The organism is Streptomyces sp. NPDC006691, from assembly GCF_042869955.1.
Taxonomy (GTDB): domain Bacteria; phylum Actinomycetota; class Actinomycetes; order Streptomycetales; family Streptomycetaceae; genus Streptomyces.
In genome coordinates this window covers 255376-270555 of the sequence record NZ_JBIAGW010000003.1, presented here as the reverse complement: position 1 = coordinate 270555, position 15180 = coordinate 255376, and the positions used below count along the sequence as shown (strand labels likewise).

Sequence of the window (15180 nt, the reverse complement as noted above, 5' to 3'; positions counted from 1 at the left end):
GTGACCGGCCGGCACCGCGTGATCATTCGGCCGAATCGTCTGTTTGACCCGGGAACCGGTTACTAGGATCCATTCGTTGATCCGATGCCAACGCACGACGGGGACGCTGACCAAGCCGGCCCCCTCACACCATTGGGAGGACTCGTGGGAGTCAGCCTCAGCAAGGGCGGCAACGTCTCGCTGACCAAGGCCGCCCCCAACCTGACCGCGGTCATCGTCGGTCTGGGCTGGGACGCACGCACCACCACCGGGGGTGACTTCGACCTGGACGCCAGCGCCCTGCTGACCAACGACCAGGGCAAGGTCACCAACGACTCGAACTTCGTGTTCTTCAACAACCTCAAGAGCCCCGACGGCTCCGTCGAGCACCAGGGGGACAACCTCACCGGTGAGGGCGAGGGCGACGACGAGGTCATCAAGGTGAACCTGGCCGCGGTTCCGGCCGACGTCGCCAAGGTCGTCTTCCCGGTCTCGATCTACGAGGCCGAGAGCCGCCAGCAGTCCTTCGGCCAGGTCCGCAACGCCTACATCCGCGTGGTGAACCAGGCGGACAACAGCGAGCTGGCCCGCTACGACCTGAGCGAGGACGCCTCGACGGAGACCGCGATGGTCTTCGGCGAGCTGTACCGCAACGGCGCGGAGTGGAAGTTCCGTGCCATTGGCCAGGGCTACGCCTCGGGCCTGCGCGGCATCGCGCAGGACTTCGGCGTCAACGTCTGAGCCGACCCGCTCCTCCGTCCGGCGCCGCACCCCTGTGGTGCGGCGCCGGACGCGCTCACTACCTGTTCCACTTCTCGGGGAGGACACGATCATGGGCGTCACGCTCGCCAAGGGAGGCAATGTCTCCCTCTCCAAGGCCGCACCGAACCTCACCCAGGTGCTCGTCGGTCTCGGCTGGGACGCGCGCTCCACCACCGGAGCCGACTTCGACCTCGACGCCAGCGCCCTGCTGTGCGCGAACGGGCGGGTGCTCGGCGACGAGTACTTCGTCTTCTACAACAACCTCAAGAGTCCCGAGGGCTCGGTCGAGCACACCGGCGACAACCTGACCGGCGAGGGCGAGGGCGACGACGAGTCGCTCATCGTCGACCTGACGAAGGTGCCCGCCGCCTGCGACAAGATCGTCTTCCCGGTCTCGATCCACGACGCGGACAACCGCGGCCAGACCTTCGGACAGGTCGCCAACGCCTTCATCCGCGTCGTCAACCAGGCCGACGGCCAGGAGCTCGCGCGCTACGACCTGAGCGAGGACGCCTCGACCGAGACGGCGATGATCTTCGGCGAGCTGTACCGGTACGGCGGCGAGTGGAAGTTCCGTGCGGTTGGCCAGGGGTACGCGTCGGGTCTGCGGGGCATCGCTCTAGACTTCGGGGTCAACGTCTCCTAAAGAGATCGCCCGGTTGCGTTCAAATCGAGTGCAGGCCGGGGCGTTCCCTTCCGGGGGTCCGGGGGACCTCCCCCGGGAGACAGCAGCGTCAAGCCGTGCGCGGTGCGGGGGGACCTCCGCTCTACGTGGGGTCGGCCCGCTCTACACGATGGGGAAGTCAGTGCTTCTGAAAACCTTCGGCTGGTCATTCGTGATCACCGCGATCGGCCTGGCCCTGGCCGTCCTTTATGACGGGTGGACGGCCCTCGGGGTCGTCGCCATCCTGGCCGTGCTCGAAATCTCGCTGTCCTTCGACAACGCGGTGGTCAACGCCGGAATCCTGAAGAAGATGAATGCCTTCTGGCAGAAGATCTTCCTCACCATCGGCGTCCTCATCGCCGTCTTCGGCATGCGACTGCTCTTCCCCGTCGTCATCGTCGCGATCAGCGCCAAGGTCGGCCCGATCGACGCGGTCGACCTGGCACTGAACGACGCCGACCGCTACCAGCAGCTGGTGACCGACGCGCACCCGTCGATCGCCGCCTTCGGTGGCATGTTCCTGTTGATGATCTTCCTCGACTTCATCTTCGAGGACCGGGACATCAAGTGGCTGGCCTGGCTGGAGCGCCCGCTGGCCAAGCTCGGCAAGATCGACATGCTGTCCGTCTGCATCGCGATGATCGTCCTGCTCGTCGCCTCGATGACCTTCGCCACCCACGCCCACCAGCACGGCGGAGCCCACGTCGACAAGGCGCAGACGGTGCTGATCTCCGGCATCGCCGGCCTCATCACGTACCTGGTCGTCGGCGGCCTCTCCGGCTACTTCGAGAACCGTCTGGAAGAGGACGAGGAGCGCGAGCACGAGGCCGAGGAGGAGGCCAGGCGCACCGGCAGCAAGGTTTCCGCGGTGGCCATGGCCGGCAAGGCCGCGTTCTTCATGTTCCTCTACCTGGAGGTCCTGGACGCGTCGTTCTCCTTCGACGGCGTCATCGGCGCCTTCGCCATCACCAACGACATCGTCCTGATGGCGCTCGGCCTCGGCATCGGCGCGATGTACGTACGGTCGCTCACCGTCTACCTGGTCCGCCAGGGAACCCTGGACGACTACGTCTACCTGGAGCACGGGGCGCACTACGCGATCGGTGCGCTGGCCGTGATTCTGCTCGTCACCATCCAGTACGAGATCAACGAGGTCATCACCGGCCTGGTCGGCGTCGTCCTCATCGCCTGGTCCTTCCTCTCCTCCGTGCGCCGCAACCGGCGCCTGGCGGCAGCCGGCGGTGACGGCGCGGGCGAACCGGCGGAAGTCGGCTCCGGGGTGTGACCCCGGTGCTTCCGGAGCGCACGCCCTGGCGCGTGTGATCCGGTCCGGATTGAGGAACGCTCTCTGCGGGGCGGTCACGAGGCTCGAACCTCGCCGGCCGCCCCGCAGTGCGGTGTGCGGGGACGGTTCACGGACCTATGGGGTGGGGGCAATGGCGTTCTGGGACGGCCTGTGGCGAGGCAGGGCCTCACAGTTCGACTCGGGCAGCGCGGCGACCAACACGATCGAGCTGACCCGACGGCACAACACGGTCTCCCTCGGCAAGCAGGGAGCCAACACCGGCAGTCTGCGGGTCAACCTGTCCTGGCGGATGCGGACCTCCGACTTCGGCGGAAAGCCGGAGCAGGGCGGGCGGCTGCTGCGCCACCCGCTCCAGTTCTTCAAGCCGGAGATGGTCCAGGGCCACACCCAGTCCATGGTCAACGTCGACCTGGACCTCGGCTGTCTGTACGAGCTCCAGGACGGCACCAAGGGCGTGGTCCAGCCGCTCGGCAACTTCTTCGGCGCCACCAACAAGGCGCCCTACGTGGAGTGCAGCGGGGACGACCGGTTCGGCTCGGCCTCGGGCGAGACGATCTTCGTCAACCTTGACCATCGCGACGAGATAAAGCGGCTGCTCGTCTTCGTCTACATCTACGACCAGACCCCGGCCTTCGACCGCACCCACGCCAAGGTGACGCTCTACCCGAGCAACGGCCCGCGCATCGAGATCGAGCTGGACGAGCGCGCCCCCGAGGCCCGCTCCTGCGCGGTGGTCTCCATCGAGAACGTCAAGGGCGACATGGTGGTGCGGCGCGAGGTGAAGTTCGTCTACGGCTTCCAGGCCGAGCTGGACCGGCTGTACGGCTGGGGGCTCCAATGGGGCCGCGGCTACAAGACCAAGGCCTGAGCGGGGGCGGCCGGCGTCGCCGCCGGGCCTACTGGCGGACGAACTGCGGCCCCATCGGCGGCAGGACGAACGCCGGGTCCGGCGCGGGCACCGGTGCCGGCTGGGGATAGCCGTACGCGGGCTGCGGCGAGGCCGGCTGCGGATAGCCGTAGGACGGCTGTACGGCCGGCGGGTGCGCCGGTGGAGCGGGATGCGGGTAGCCGTACGCGGGCTGGGCCATGTCTCGCGGCAGCGGCTGGGGCACGGACGAGGCGCCGGGCGTGCTCGGCGCGCTGTCCTCGTCGCCGTCGTCCACCGAGATGCCGTACTCGGTGGCGAGGCCCACCAGGCCGGTCGGGTAGCCCTGGCCCACCGCGCGGAACTTCCAGCCGTCGCCGCGGCGGTACAGCTCGCCGCAGATGATCGCCGTCTCCTCGCCGGTCTCCGGCTTCACATCGAAGAGGGCGACCGGCTCGCCCCCCGACACCGCCGCGTCGAACAGCAGGATCCGCAGGTCGCGTACGGCACGGAAGGTGGCGCCGTCGGACGAGGCGGTGATCAGGACCCGGTCGACGGAGCGGTCGAGCGCGGCCAGATCGGCCTCGACGGTGTCGGTGAGCCCCTCCGCGACACGCTTCTTGGGCAGCCGGCGCACCAGGCCCGAGGGGTGGCGCGGCTGGTTGTAGAAGACGAAGTCCTCGTCCGAACGCACCCGGCCGTCGGCACCGAGCAGCAGCGCCGAGGCGTCCACGTCCGGGACGTCGGCGCCCGGCGACCAGCGGAGCACCGCCCGTACGGCCGGGGCCTCCAGCGGGACGTTCGATCCCTTCAGCATCGCGTGCGTCATGCCCGTCATCCTGCCTTCCCGCGGGCCCCCCGGACAACGCGGGGCCCGGCCGGATACGGTCCGCGGCGTGGGCGCGGAGCCCGTACGGGGCGGTTGATGCAGACGAGTTACCTGAATTTCACGCACTTGGGGAACTCTTGACACGTGTTCCTACGTACTATTACCGGCCACCCAAAATCTCGGCCGTCCAGGCAGTACGGGGGATGTATATGCGGCATTTCGGGCACCTCCCGCCGGCTGAGCGGAAGCGCCTCTTTCATCAGGAGCCGTGCGAGTTCACCGCGGGCTCCCCGGCGCGCGTGCTGTCGGCCGCCCTCGGCGCCACCCTCTACAGCCCGGCGACGCGCCCCGCGCTCGCCGACGACGTCCTGAAGCAGGCCCGTCGCGGTGTCGTGTCCATGGTGCTCTGCCTGGAGGACTCGATCGACGACGCCGAGGTGGTGGCCGCCGAGGCCAACCTGGTGCGCCAGTTCGCCGACCTCGACGCCCGCGGCGAAGAGGTCCCGCTCCTGTTCATACGGGTCCGCGCCCCCCTCCAGATACCCGACCTGGTGCACCGCCTCGGCGCCTCGGCCCGGCTGCTGTGCGGCTTCGTGCTGCCGAAGTTCACCGAGGACCGCGGCATCGGCTTCCTGGAGGCGCTCACCGCCGCGGAGTCCGCGAGCGGCCGCCGGCTCTTCGCGATGCCCGTCCTGGAATCGCCCGAGCTGCTCCACCTGGAGACCCGGGCCGAGACCCTGGCCGGAATCGCTCGCACGGTGGAGAAGTACCGCGAGCGCATCCTGGCCCTGCGCCTCGGCGTCACCGACTTCTGCTCCGGCTACGGACTGCGCCGCTCGCCCGACATGACCGCCTACGACGTCCAGATCGTGGCCGGCGTCATCGCGGACGTGGTGAACGTCCTCGGCCGGGCCGACGGCAGCGGCTTCACCATCACGGGCCCCGTGTGGGAGTACTTCCGGCTCCAGGAGCGGATGTTCAAGCCCCAGCTGCGCCGCAGCCCCTTCCTGGAGGGCCGCGCCGAGGAGCTGCGCACCGCTTTGATCGAGCACGACCTGGACGGCCTGCTCCGTGAGATCGAGCTCGACCGCGCCAACGGCCTCCTCGGCAAGACCTGCATCCATCCCTCGCACGTGATGCCCGTGCACGCCCTGTCGGTGGTCAGCCACGAGGAGTTCACCGACGCCCGGGACATCCTGCGGCCCGAACGGGGCGGCGGCGGTGTGCTGCGCTCGGCGTACACCAACAAGATGAACGAGGTGAAGCCGCACCGGGCCTGGGCCGAGCGGACGCTGCTGCGGGCCGAGGTGTTCGGCGTCGCCGCCGCGGACGTCGGCTTCGTCGACCTCCTGACGGCCGGTCTGGCCCTTTGACGAACGGCCGGACCCACAGGCGGACGGGCCGCCTGACGTACCAACAGGACGTACCAACAGAAGGACGCAGCAACGTGGTTGAGTGGTCGGGAACGTGGGTCGCCGAGCGGCTCGGGGTCGAGCTCGTCGGGGACGAGCGGCTGAGCGCCCTGCTCGGCCTGGCCCTGCGCCGCAACCCGAAACGCGCCCATCTGCTGGTCTCCAACGTCCTGGGCAAGCACGTGCCGCAGGCGCCCTCCGTGGTGTGGGGCGCCGGGCGCGAACTGGGCGTACGCGTAAGGCGGTTGCTCGGCGACGAGGCGGCCGCTCGGGCCGTGGTCCTCGGATACGCCGAGACCGCGACCGGGCTCGGCCACTCCGTCGCCGACGGCCTGGCCCTGGCCCCGTATCTGCACTCCACCCGTCGCCCGGTCCCGGGCGTGGCCGCGGCCGGCGGCTTCGAGGAGGCCCACTCCCACGCCACCTCCCACCTCCTGCTCCCCGAAGATCCCCGACTCCTCGCGGGAAACGGTCCGTTGGTGCTCGTCGACGACGAGTTCTCCACCGGCAACACGGTCCTCAACACCATCCGTGACCTGCACGCGCGCCATCCCCGCGACCACTATGTGATCGTCGCCCTCGTCGACATGCGCTCCCCGGAGGACCGCGACCGACTCACCGCCTTCGCGACGGAGACCGGCGCCCGCGTCGACCTGGTCGCCTCGGCGTCGGGCACGGTACGGCTGCCGGAGGGGGTCCTTGAGAAGGGGCGCGCGCTGGTGGAGGAGTACGAGGCGGCGGCTGCCCCGGGCCCGCTGTCGCCGGGAGGCGCTCAGGGCGGGGTGTGCGGGGAGACGGCGGGCCAAGGGCGTCTGCTGGGCGAGAGCAGCGCTCAGCCCTTGAGCCGGGCGCACCGCGCCGACCTGTGCTGGCCCTCCGGCCTTCCCGACGGCGGGCGGCACGGCTTCACCCCGGTCCACCGGGCCGTCCTGGAGGCGGCGCTGCCGGACCTGGCGGGCAGGCTGGCCGAGGCCCTCGCGGCCGGTGGCGAGACCCCGCGCCGCGTCCTCGTCCTCGGCTTCGAGGAGCTGATGTACGCGCCGCTGCGGCTGGCCGTCGCCCTCGAAGAGCGCGGCGGCGCCGAGGTGCGCTACTCCACCACCACCCGCTCGCCCGTGCTCGCCCTCGACGACCCCGGGTACGCCATCCGTACCAGGCTCGTCTTCCCCGCCCACGACGACCCGGCCGACGGCCCCGGTGAGCGGTACGCGTACAACGTCGCGGGCGGCGGCTTCGACGCGGTCGTGGCCGTCGTCGACTCGGCCGCCGACACCGCCCAACTGCACGCACCCGGCGGCCTGTTGGCCCAGCTCGGCGCCCATGTCCCGCACGTCGTGCTCGCCGTGCTGCCCTCGTACGTACCCGAAGGTGCCCCCATGCCCGAGCCGCTGCGCGGTCCCGCCTTCTCCTCCTACGCCCCCGACGAGGTGGGGTGGCTGCTCAAGGACCTGTCCGGGGTCGAGCTCGAAGCGCCCACCGAGGAGCGCGAGGAGGCCATCCAGAGCGGCGGCGCGCACTACGCGGAGTCGCTGCCGGTCGAGTACCAGCCGAGCCCCCAGTACCAGGAGCTGTTCCGCGCCGCGCTCGACGCCTCGGCCGACCGGATCGCGCGGGCCGTCGGCGTGGTCACCGAGACGGTCCTGGCCGAGCGCTCACCCCGCCCGGTGCTCGTCTCGCTGGCCCGCGCGGGCACGCCCGTCGGGGTTCTGATGCGGCGCTGGGCCCAGTACCGGCACGGCCTGGACCTGCCGCACTACGCGGTGTCCATCGTGCGCGGCCGGGGCATCGACCCCAACGCGCTGCGCTGGCTCGCCGCCCACCACGACCCCGCCGACGTCGTGTTCGTCGACGGCTGGACGGGCAAGGGCGCCATCACCCGCGAACTGGCCGCGGCCATCGGGGAGTTCCCCGAGTTCGCGGGGTTCGACCCGGAGATCGCCGTGCTCGCCGACCCCGGCTCCTGTGTCCGCACCTACGGCACCCGCGAGGACTTCCTGATCCCGTCGGCCTGCCTCAACTCGACGGTCTCCGGGCTGATTTCGCGTACCGTGCTGCGCCAGGACCTGATCGGTCCGGGCGACTTCCACGGCGCCAAGTTCTACCGCGAGCTGGCCGGCGCCGATGTGTCGGGCGCCTTCCTCGACACCGTCGCCGCGCGCTTCGAGACGGTCGCCGACGCGGTGGACCGCGAGGCCAAGGCGCTGCGGGACACGGACCGCACCCCGGGCTGGGAGGGCTGGGCGGCCGTCGAGCGGATCAGCGAGGAGTACGGCATCCACGACGTCAACCTGGTCAAGCCCGGCGTCGGCGAGACCACCCGGGTGCTGCTGCGCCGGGTCCCCTGGAAGATCCTCGCCGGGCGCGGCGCCGGGGCCGACCTCGACCACGTCCGGCTGCTCGCCGAGCAGCGCGGGGTGCCCGTCGAGGAGGTGGACGGCCTGCCGTACAGCTGTGTCGGCCTGATCCACCCCCAGTACACCCGGGGCGCCACCGGCGCCGACGGCAAGGCGGTGGCCGCCAAGTGAGCACCCCGCCCGTCCCGGTCGCAGGCGGCCTCGACCACACCCCGCCCGTCCTGGTCGCCAGCGACCTCGACCGCACCCTGATCTACTCGGCCGCGGCCCTCGCCCTCACCATGCCCGACCACCGGGCGCCGCGGCTCCTGTGCGTCGAGGTGCACGAACACAAGCCCCTCTCGTACGTCACCGAACACGCGGCCCGGCTGCTCGCCGAGCTGAAGTCCGCGACCGTGTTCGTGCCCACCACGACGCGTACGCGCAAGCAGTACCAGCGCATCCAACTCCCGGGCGCACCCTCGCGGTTCGCGATCTGCGCCAACGGCGGGCATCTGCTCGTGGACGGCGTGTCCGACCCGGACTGGGCGCGTTCGGTGGCCGACCGGATCGCCGCCGAGTGCGTCTCCCTCGACGAGGTACGGGCCCATCTGCGGGCCGTCGCCGACCCGGCCTGGCTGCGCAAGGAACGGATCGCCGAGGACCTCTTCGCCTATCTGGTGGTCGAGCGGGAGCTGCTGCCCGAGGGATGGGTCAAGGAGCTCGCGCTGTGGGCCGAACCGCGCGGCTGGACCGTCTCGCTCCAGGGCCGCAAGATCTACGCCGTACCGAAGCCGCTCACCAAGAGCGCGGCGGTCCGCGAGGTCGCCCGCCGCACCGGGGCCGAACTCACCCTGGCCGCCGGGGACTCGCTGCTCGACGCCGACCTCCTGCTCGCCGCCGACCAGGGCTGGCGCCCGGGCCACGGCGAGCTCGCCGAGGCCGGCTGGCAGGCCCCGGGCACCGAGGCGCTGGCCGAGCGCGGGGTCCTCGCGGGTGAGGAGATCCTGCGGCGCTTCCTGGCCCGCGCGGCGTCCTGAAGGGCCTGCCGCAGCGTTGCGGTATTGGATACGGTCGCCGCATGACCAAGGGAAACAGCACCACCATCACCGATGAGCTGTACGCCTACATGCTGGCCCACAATCCACCGCTCGACGCGGTCCAGCGGGATCTGGTGGAGACGACGTACGCCCGGCTCCCGGAGCAGGCGGGCATGCAGTCGGCCGAGGAGCAGGCGCCGCTCCTCGCCTTCCTGGTACGGCTGGTGAACGCCCGTCATGTCGTCGAGGTCGGCACCTTCACCGGTTTCTCGGCCCTGGCCATGGCGCAGGCGCTGCCGGCCGACGGGAAGCTGATCGCCTGCGACGTCTCCGAGGAGTGGACGGCGTACGGCAAGGAGGCGTGGGCCAAGGCGGGTGTCGCGGACCGCATCGAGCTGCGGATCGCGCCGGCGCTCGACACGCTGCGGGCGATGCCGGCCGAGCCGCACATCGACTTCGCGTATCTCGACGCGGACAAGGGCAACTACATCGCGTACTGGGAGGAGTTGGTGCCCCGGCTGCGGCCCGGGGGGCTCATCGCCACGGACAACGTGCTGTTTCACGGGCGTGTTCTGGACCCCGGGGCGACGGGGGCGCCGGCGGCGATCCGGGCGTTCAACGACCATGTCGTCGCGGACGAGCGGATGGACAGCGTGCTGCTGACCGTGGCGGACGGCCTGACGCTGTCCCGGCGCCGGTAGCCCCCCGCCGGAGGGCGGGTGTCCGGGGGAGCCGGGGTGTTCGCGCGGTTCCCCGCGCTCCTGGCAGGTGGGCCCGGGTGCACGCGCGCGCAGGGCGGGGCCCGCCGTACTGGAGCCCCGGGGTCCCTCGGGGCTAGCCGCAGCAGCCGCCTCCGCAGCAGCCGCCTCCGCCGCCGGAGGGAGCCGCCGGGCCCTGCTTGGCGGAGCCGCCCACGGCCACGGCGGAAAGCAGCTTCACCGTGTCGTCGTGGCCCACCGGGCACATCGCGGGGGCTGCGGACTCGGCCATCGGGCGGCTGAGTTCGAACGTGTCGCCGCAGGAGCGGCAGCGGTATTCGTAGCGAGGCATGGGGCAAGACTAGGTCCTGTCCGGCGGATGTGGTCGCCGTCCCGGGCGCTCGCCCCGGACGGCATCCGCGGGGCAGGGCCCAAGGCAGACCTGGGGCCGGGGGTCCGTCCACCTCCGGCCCCAGGGGCGGGCCTCCGGGGCGGGCCACCGCCGCAGCCCGGCCCGGAGGGGTTCGAGGGGTGCGTCTCAGCCCGTCGGCAGGGCGAGTTCGGCACGGGTCGGTGTGCCCTCCCAGTCACCCGGCGAGGCGGCGGCGAAGGCCTCCGCCGCCATCGCGCGTTCCAGGCGGGCGGCCGTCGGGACGCCGTCGAGCAGCCCCGAGAGGTAGCCCGCCACGAAGGCGTCGCCGGCCCAGGCCGCGCCCGGGGCCCGTGGCGCGCGGGCGGGGCGGTGGAGCAGCCGGCCCTGCGCCGCGTACACGGTCGCCCCGGCCGCGCCCCGCCGCACCACCACCTCGCCGACGCCCAGCGCGAGCAGTTCCCTGGCCCGCCGCCCGGTGCCGTCCGGGGTGCCTTCCGGCCCTTCCGGCCCTTCCGGCCCTTCCGGCCCTTCCGGCCCTTCCGGCCCTTCCGGCCCTTCCGGCCCTTCCGGCCCTTCCGGTCCTTCCAGTCCTTCCGGTCCTTCGGGCAGGCAGAGCGCCAGCTCGTCCTCGGTGGCGACGAGGACGTCGGCCCTGGGTGCCCACTACCGCAGCACCTCGGCCGCGTCCCGCGAACTCCACAGCTCCGGGCGGTGGTTGACGTCCAGGCAGACCATCGCCGAGTGTTCGGCGGCGAGTTGGAGCGCCAGACAGGCCGCCGACTGGGCGGATCGGCCGAGCGCCGGGGTGATGCCGGTGAGATGCAGCAGGGTGGGCGGGGCGGCTGCGAAGGCCTCGGCGATGGCGCAGGCGCGGATGCGGGACGCGGCCGACCCCGTTCGGTAGGGGTGCGCCCGCGTGGGGCCGGGCGGCCGGGGCTCCAGGAGGACCAGGCCGGTGGGCGCCCCCTCGTCGCGCGAGGCCGCCGACACGTCGACGCCTTCGGCCCGCAGCGTGCGCAGCACGAGTTCGCCCGCCTCGTCGGCGCCGACCGCGCCCGCCCAGCGCACCTGGTGCCCGAGCCGGGCGAGGCCCGTGGCCACATTGGACTCGGCGCCGGTGACCGTGACGTCCATGGCGCCGCCCAGCCCGAGCGGCCCGCTGCCGCGCAGCGCCAGCACCGTCTCCCCGAAGGTGAACACGCTCACGCGCCGGCCCCCTGGCCGTCCGCGGGAAGGCCGAGCAGTTCGAGCACGGCCATGTAGGCGCCGTCCCCGTCGCTCTCCCGTACGGACCGGACGACCTCGGCGTGCGCCGGGACCGGGCCGCCCCGGCCGTCCGAGCGGCCGTGGCCGCCCCGCGCCACCAGCGCGGGCACGATCACCCGGCGCAACTGGGCGAAGAAGCGGTTGTGCGAGGCGGTGAGCAGGGCGCTGTGGAACGAGGTGTCCGCCCGCACCGCGAGCACGGGGTCGCTCCCCGCGGCCCGCATGGCGGCGAGCGAGCCGTCCAGGGCGGCCAGGTCCTCGTCCGTGCGCCGCTCGGCGGCCAGCGAGGCGGCGGCCGGCTCGATCGCGCGGCGCAGCTCCAGGACGTCGGCGAAGAAGTCCGGCGGCGCCCCGGCCGCCAGCTTCCAGCGCAGCACGTCGCTGTCGAGCAGGTTCCAGTCCGCGCGCGGCCGGACGAAGGTGCCGCGCTTCTGCCGGGCGTCGAGCAGCCCCTTCGCGGTGAGCACCTTGACGGCCTCGCGCAGCACGGTCTGGCTGACGCCCAACTCGGCCATCAGCGTGGGCAGTTCGAGGATGTCGCCCTCGTCGTACGTCCCGTCGAAGATCCGCAGGGCCAGGCCCTCGACGGCGGTCCGGTGGACCCCGCGCCCGACGTAGGCGGCCTCGCTCACGTGGTGGCTCCTCTTCGCTCGCCCGGACCGGCAAGGGTCAAAGCTTCCTCTTGGTGAGGTAAAGAGTTGCACAAGTACTGGTTAATTAGCAATTAATGTGCGGGCTTTGCGACACGGCAGTGCCCGGGACTTCGGGCGTCCCGGGCCGGGCCGTGCTCACGTGCTGGAGGCGGGTCGGTCAGCTCTGCTCGTCGGCCTGCTCGTGGCGAGCGCGCCAGTACGGGTTGTCGTGCGGCAGGAAGCCGGTGACGCGGCCGTACATCCCGAAGACCATCAGGAGCAGCCCGACCACGAAGCTGAACAGCACGTTCTGCATCCGGAACGCCAGGATGTTGTGCGAGGTGTCGAGCAGCGCGAGGTTCACGAACCCGCTGATCAGGAACAGCACGCCGAGGGCGATGTTGAGCGTGGAGGCGAAGTTGCCGCCGCGGAAGGCCCCGTACAGGAGCAGCAGGCCGACGACGATGGAGATGACGCTCAGCGCGCCATTGGTGTTGAGCCCGGCGACGGTGTCACCGCCGGTGTCGAAGAAGCCGATCCGGTGGATCAGGCCGAGGATGCCGAAGACCAGCAGGACGACCCCCATGGCTCCGGCGCCGTAGCGGTAGACGCGGTTGAGGCGGTGGTCGACCGGCAGGTGCTCGTTGAGCGAGACGCGGTTGTGGTTCAAGCGCTGCGAGATCGTGTGGGCGGCCATGGTGGGGCCCTCCTCATTCCTGGGCACGCAGGGCGTACGTACTCAAGGATCCGCCCGGGCGGGGCCCCCAACAACTCAGCGGCGGTCGGTCGCTCGCGGAGCTCAGGCGCCGTGGCCGAGTTCCTCGCGGATGCGGGCCACCACATCGGCCACCGTGCGGCGCACCGCCTCGGTCTCGGTCAGGAAGTGCCAGTAGTCCGGGTGGCGGCCTTCGAGCGTGCCGATCGCCCGCTCCAGGCGCGCCACCGACTCGTCCAGCGGCCCGGCGTGCCGGGGGTCGGGAGTGGTGCGGCCGGACATCGCCAGGCGCTGGGCGTCGCGGATCGCGAACCGGGTGCGCTGGATCTCCTGCTGCGGGTCCTTCGCGACGGCGTTGAGCCGCTGGAGCCGGTCGCCCGCCGCCGAGACGGCCTCGTCCGTGGAGTTGAGCAGCGCCCGTACCGTGCTGAGCAGCGACGTGGCGTCCGGCCAGCGCTGCTCCTCGCGCGCCCGCGCCGCCTCCTTGAGCTTGTCCTCCGCCTGCCGCACGGAGGCGGCGGCCTGCGCGGGCACCTGCTGGAGGTCCTGCCAGCAGGCGGTGGAGAAGCGCCGGCGCAGCTCGCTCAGGACCGGGTCGACCCCGCCCGCCCGGGTGGTGAGCGCCTGGGCGCGGGTGCGGAGCGAGACCAGCCTGCGGTCGATCTCGGCGGCCTTCTCGGGCAGCTGCCCGGCCTCGGCCCGCAGCGCCTCCGCGTCGCGCAGCACCCGGTCGGCGCGCTGGAGCGTCTCGGCCACGCCGTGCCGGCCCGCGCCCTGGTTCAGCTTGGTCAGCTCGGGCCCCAGGGCTGCGAGCCGGGCCGCGAGGTCGTCGGCGCGCAGCCCCGAGCCGCGCACCGCGTCCAGGGCGGTGCTGGCGCCGAGCAGCGCGTGCCGGGCCCGCTCGATGGCGGGGGCGAGCCGGGCGAGCTGGGTCTCCGCGGTGTCGAGCAGTGGCCGCAGGTTCTGCTCGTAGCGGTCCAACTCGCCCTTGACGCGGACGAGTTCGTCCTTGGCGGCGGTCAGTTCGGTCCGGGCCCGGGCGGCGACCGAGGCGTCCAGGTCGTCCCGGTCCAGATCGTGGGCGTCGACCGCGGTGATGTACTGGTTGGACACCTCGTCGATGCGGCGGCCGAGGGCGGTGAAGTCGTCGACGGCACGCCGGGCGCCGGGCGAACTGTCCACGGCCGTGATGGTCTCGATGGAGATCCGCAGATCGCGCTGGGCGGTGTCGAGCTCGTAGAACGCCGCGGCCGCCGCGTCCTTGGCCGCCTGCGCGTCCGCCCGCACGCTCTCGCCGCGCCCGCCGAACCAGCGGCGCGTACCGCCGCCGGCGAAGGCGCCCGGCAGCGCCGCGGCGCCGAGCACCACGGGGAAGGCGATCAGCGCCAGCACGTCCCGGACGGTGGCACCCGCTCTGCTGTACGGCCGCGCGTGTGTCCCCGTCACATCCCTCTCCCGTGCTGTCCGGCCCTGCCCGGTCCATTCTCCCACCAGGGAGGGACGAACACACGGCCCGGTCGGTTCACGCTTCCGCGCCCCTTCTCCGCCGCTTCCCCTCCGCCGCTCCCGCCCGGGAATCGGGTTTGCGGCGGCACCCCCGGGGCCATGTACGCTGTTCCCTCATCCACGGGTGTGTAGCTCAGGGGTAGAGCGCTGCTCTTACAAAGCAGATGTCGGCGGTTCGAAACCGTCCACGCCCACCGTGCCGATCAGGCACCCAGCAGGTGAAAGGCCCTCCGGACCCGGTCCGGAGGGCCTTTTTGATGCCCCGTCAGCGAGTGCCGCTCCCGGGGGCCGCGGAGGGGTGCGGCGGCTGGGCGCCCTGTTCCTTCAGGTGGGTCTCCATGGTGCTGTTCAGGTCGGCCAGGAACGCCTCGAACTGCTCCAGGAGCCGGGGCGGGTAGTGCGACATCGCGGTGTCCATGCGGTGGGCGAGCGGGCCGAAGAACTCGTCCGCCCGTTCCTGGATGTGTCCGCCGCTGCGCAGGGTGACGACGCGCCGGTCCGCGTGTTCACGGGCGCGGGTGATGTGCCCCGCCGCTTCGAGGCGGTTCAGCAGTGCGGTGGTGGCTCCGGTCGACAGGGAGATCCGCTCGCTCAGGCGCGCCGGTGACAGGGGGGTGCCGCGCTCCTCGGCGGCGGCGATCTCCAGGACCGCGGTCGCGTCGGTGGAGTGCAGGCCCAGCCAGGCGGCGAAGCGGCGGCCGAGTTCGGTGTAGTGGCCGCCGTAGACCCGCAGCGACTCCATCAGCCGCTCACGCCGCTGTGCGACACCGTCCCGCACGGCTTCCTCCATGGCCGACCCT

The 15180-nt window shown here is 72.0% G+C and carries 16 protein-coding genes and 1 tRNA gene; 9 read left to right on the top strand and 8 right to left on the bottom strand.

All coding sequences use genetic code 11. The features are described from left to right. Window positions 1-144 precede the first annotated feature (144 nt). From ACFYNP_RS08020 to ACFYNP_RS08005, 4 genes are all read left to right on the top strand, one after another. Window positions 145-720, top strand: a complete 576-nt coding sequence (locus tag ACFYNP_RS08020) for a TerD family protein (protein WP_345260924.1) — start codon at window positions 145-147, stop codon at window positions 718-720. A 91-nt stretch (window positions 721-811) separates the two neighbouring features. Beyond that, window positions 812-1387, top strand: a complete 576-nt coding sequence (locus ACFYNP_RS08015) for a TerD family protein (RefSeq protein WP_053727176.1) — start codon at window positions 812-814, stop codon at window positions 1385-1387. 160 nt (window positions 1388-1547) lie between these two features. Further along, on the top strand, window positions 1548-2690 hold the full coding sequence (locus ACFYNP_RS08010; RefSeq protein WP_388407906.1) for a DUF475 domain-containing protein: 1143 nt from the start codon (window positions 1548-1550) through the stop codon (window positions 2688-2690). A 151-nt stretch (window positions 2691-2841) separates the two neighbouring features. Beyond that, on the top strand, window positions 2842-3579 hold the full coding sequence (locus ACFYNP_RS08005; RefSeq protein WP_388407909.1) for a Tellurium resistance: 738 nt from the start codon (window positions 2842-2844) through the stop codon (window positions 3577-3579). A 28-nt stretch (window positions 3580-3607) separates the two neighbouring features. On the opposite strand, the gene ACFYNP_RS08000 is transcribed toward ACFYNP_RS08005, so the two are convergent. Then, entirely contained in the window at window positions 3608-4405 is a 798-nt protein-coding gene (locus tag ACFYNP_RS08000) for a TerD family protein (RefSeq protein ID WP_388407910.1), read from the bottom strand. Between the two features lie 209 nt (window positions 4406-4614). On the opposite strand from ACFYNP_RS08000, the gene ACFYNP_RS07995 reads away from it, so the two are divergent. The 4 genes from ACFYNP_RS07995 (at window position 4615) to ACFYNP_RS07980 (ending at window position 9891) form a co-directional block, all read left to right on the top strand. Then, a complete protein-coding gene (locus ACFYNP_RS07995; protein WP_388783645.1) occupies window positions 4615-5778 on the top strand; it encodes an HpcH/HpaI aldolase/citrate lyase family protein in 1164 nt (387 codons plus the stop codon). Between the two features lie 74 nt (window positions 5779-5852). After that, a complete protein-coding gene (locus tag ACFYNP_RS07990; RefSeq protein WP_388783642.1) occupies window positions 5853-8342 on the top strand; it encodes a phosphoribosyltransferase in 2490 nt (829 codons plus the stop codon). Then, window positions 8339-9190 carry an HAD family hydrolase gene (locus ACFYNP_RS07985; protein WP_388783639.1) on the top strand — a complete coding sequence of 284 codons (852 nt, stop codon included), beginning with the start codon at window positions 8339-8341 and terminating at the stop codon, window positions 9188-9190. The genes ACFYNP_RS07990 and ACFYNP_RS07985 overlap by 4 nt, the downstream gene beginning before the upstream one ends. A 41-nt stretch (window positions 9191-9231) precedes the next feature. Further along, a complete protein-coding gene (locus ACFYNP_RS07980) occupies window positions 9232-9891 on the top strand; it encodes an O-methyltransferase (RefSeq protein ID WP_388407921.1) in 660 nt (219 codons plus the stop codon). 133 nt (window positions 9892-10024) lie between these two features. On the opposite strand, the gene ACFYNP_RS07975 is transcribed toward ACFYNP_RS07980, so the two are convergent. The 6 genes from ACFYNP_RS07975 to ACFYNP_RS07950 form a co-directional block, all read right to left on the bottom strand. Then, entirely contained in the window at window positions 10025-10240 is a 216-nt protein-coding gene (locus ACFYNP_RS07975; protein WP_388407923.1) for a zinc ribbon domain-containing protein, read from the bottom strand. A 186-nt stretch (window positions 10241-10426) separates the two neighbouring features. Next, window positions 10427-10693, bottom strand: a complete 267-nt coding sequence (locus tag ACFYNP_RS07970; protein ID WP_388783637.1) for a PfkB family carbohydrate kinase — start codon at window positions 10691-10693, stop codon at window positions 10427-10429. A gap of 231 nt (window positions 10694-10924) precedes the next feature. Continuing rightward, window positions 10925-11467 (bottom strand): PfkB family carbohydrate kinase, encoded by a 543-nt coding sequence (locus ACFYNP_RS07965; protein WP_388783634.1) that lies wholly within the window; start codon window positions 11465-11467, stop codon window positions 10925-10927. Beyond that, window positions 11464-12159: a FadR/GntR family transcriptional regulator gene (locus ACFYNP_RS07960; RefSeq protein ID WP_388783631.1), complete on the bottom strand. Its 696-nt coding sequence runs from the start codon at window positions 12157-12159 to the stop codon at window positions 11464-11466. The genes ACFYNP_RS07965 and ACFYNP_RS07960 overlap by 4 nt, the downstream gene beginning before the upstream one ends. Before the next feature lie 178 nt (window positions 12160-12337). Continuing rightward, window positions 12338-12856, bottom strand: a complete 519-nt coding sequence (locus tag ACFYNP_RS07955) for a DUF4383 domain-containing protein (protein ID WP_388407929.1) — start codon at window positions 12854-12856, stop codon at window positions 12338-12340. Window positions 12857-12958: 102 nt separating this feature from the next. Continuing rightward, window positions 12959-14320 (bottom strand): hypothetical protein, encoded by a 1362-nt coding sequence (locus tag ACFYNP_RS07950; RefSeq protein WP_388783628.1) that lies wholly within the window; start codon window positions 14318-14320, stop codon window positions 12959-12961. A 182-nt stretch (window positions 14321-14502) separates the two neighbouring features. Between ACFYNP_RS07950 and ACFYNP_RS07945 the strand changes: the two genes are divergently transcribed. Continuing rightward, window positions 14503-14574 (top strand) — tRNA-Val (locus ACFYNP_RS07945). 71 nt (window positions 14575-14645) lie between these two features. Here the strand turns inward: ACFYNP_RS07945 and ACFYNP_RS07940 are convergent. Beyond that, window positions 14646-15170 carry a MarR family winged helix-turn-helix transcriptional regulator gene (locus ACFYNP_RS07940; RefSeq protein ID WP_388407933.1) on the bottom strand — a complete coding sequence of 175 codons (525 nt, stop codon included), beginning with the start codon at window positions 15168-15170 and terminating at the stop codon, window positions 14646-14648. Between the last annotated feature and the right edge of the window lie 10 nt (window positions 15171-15180).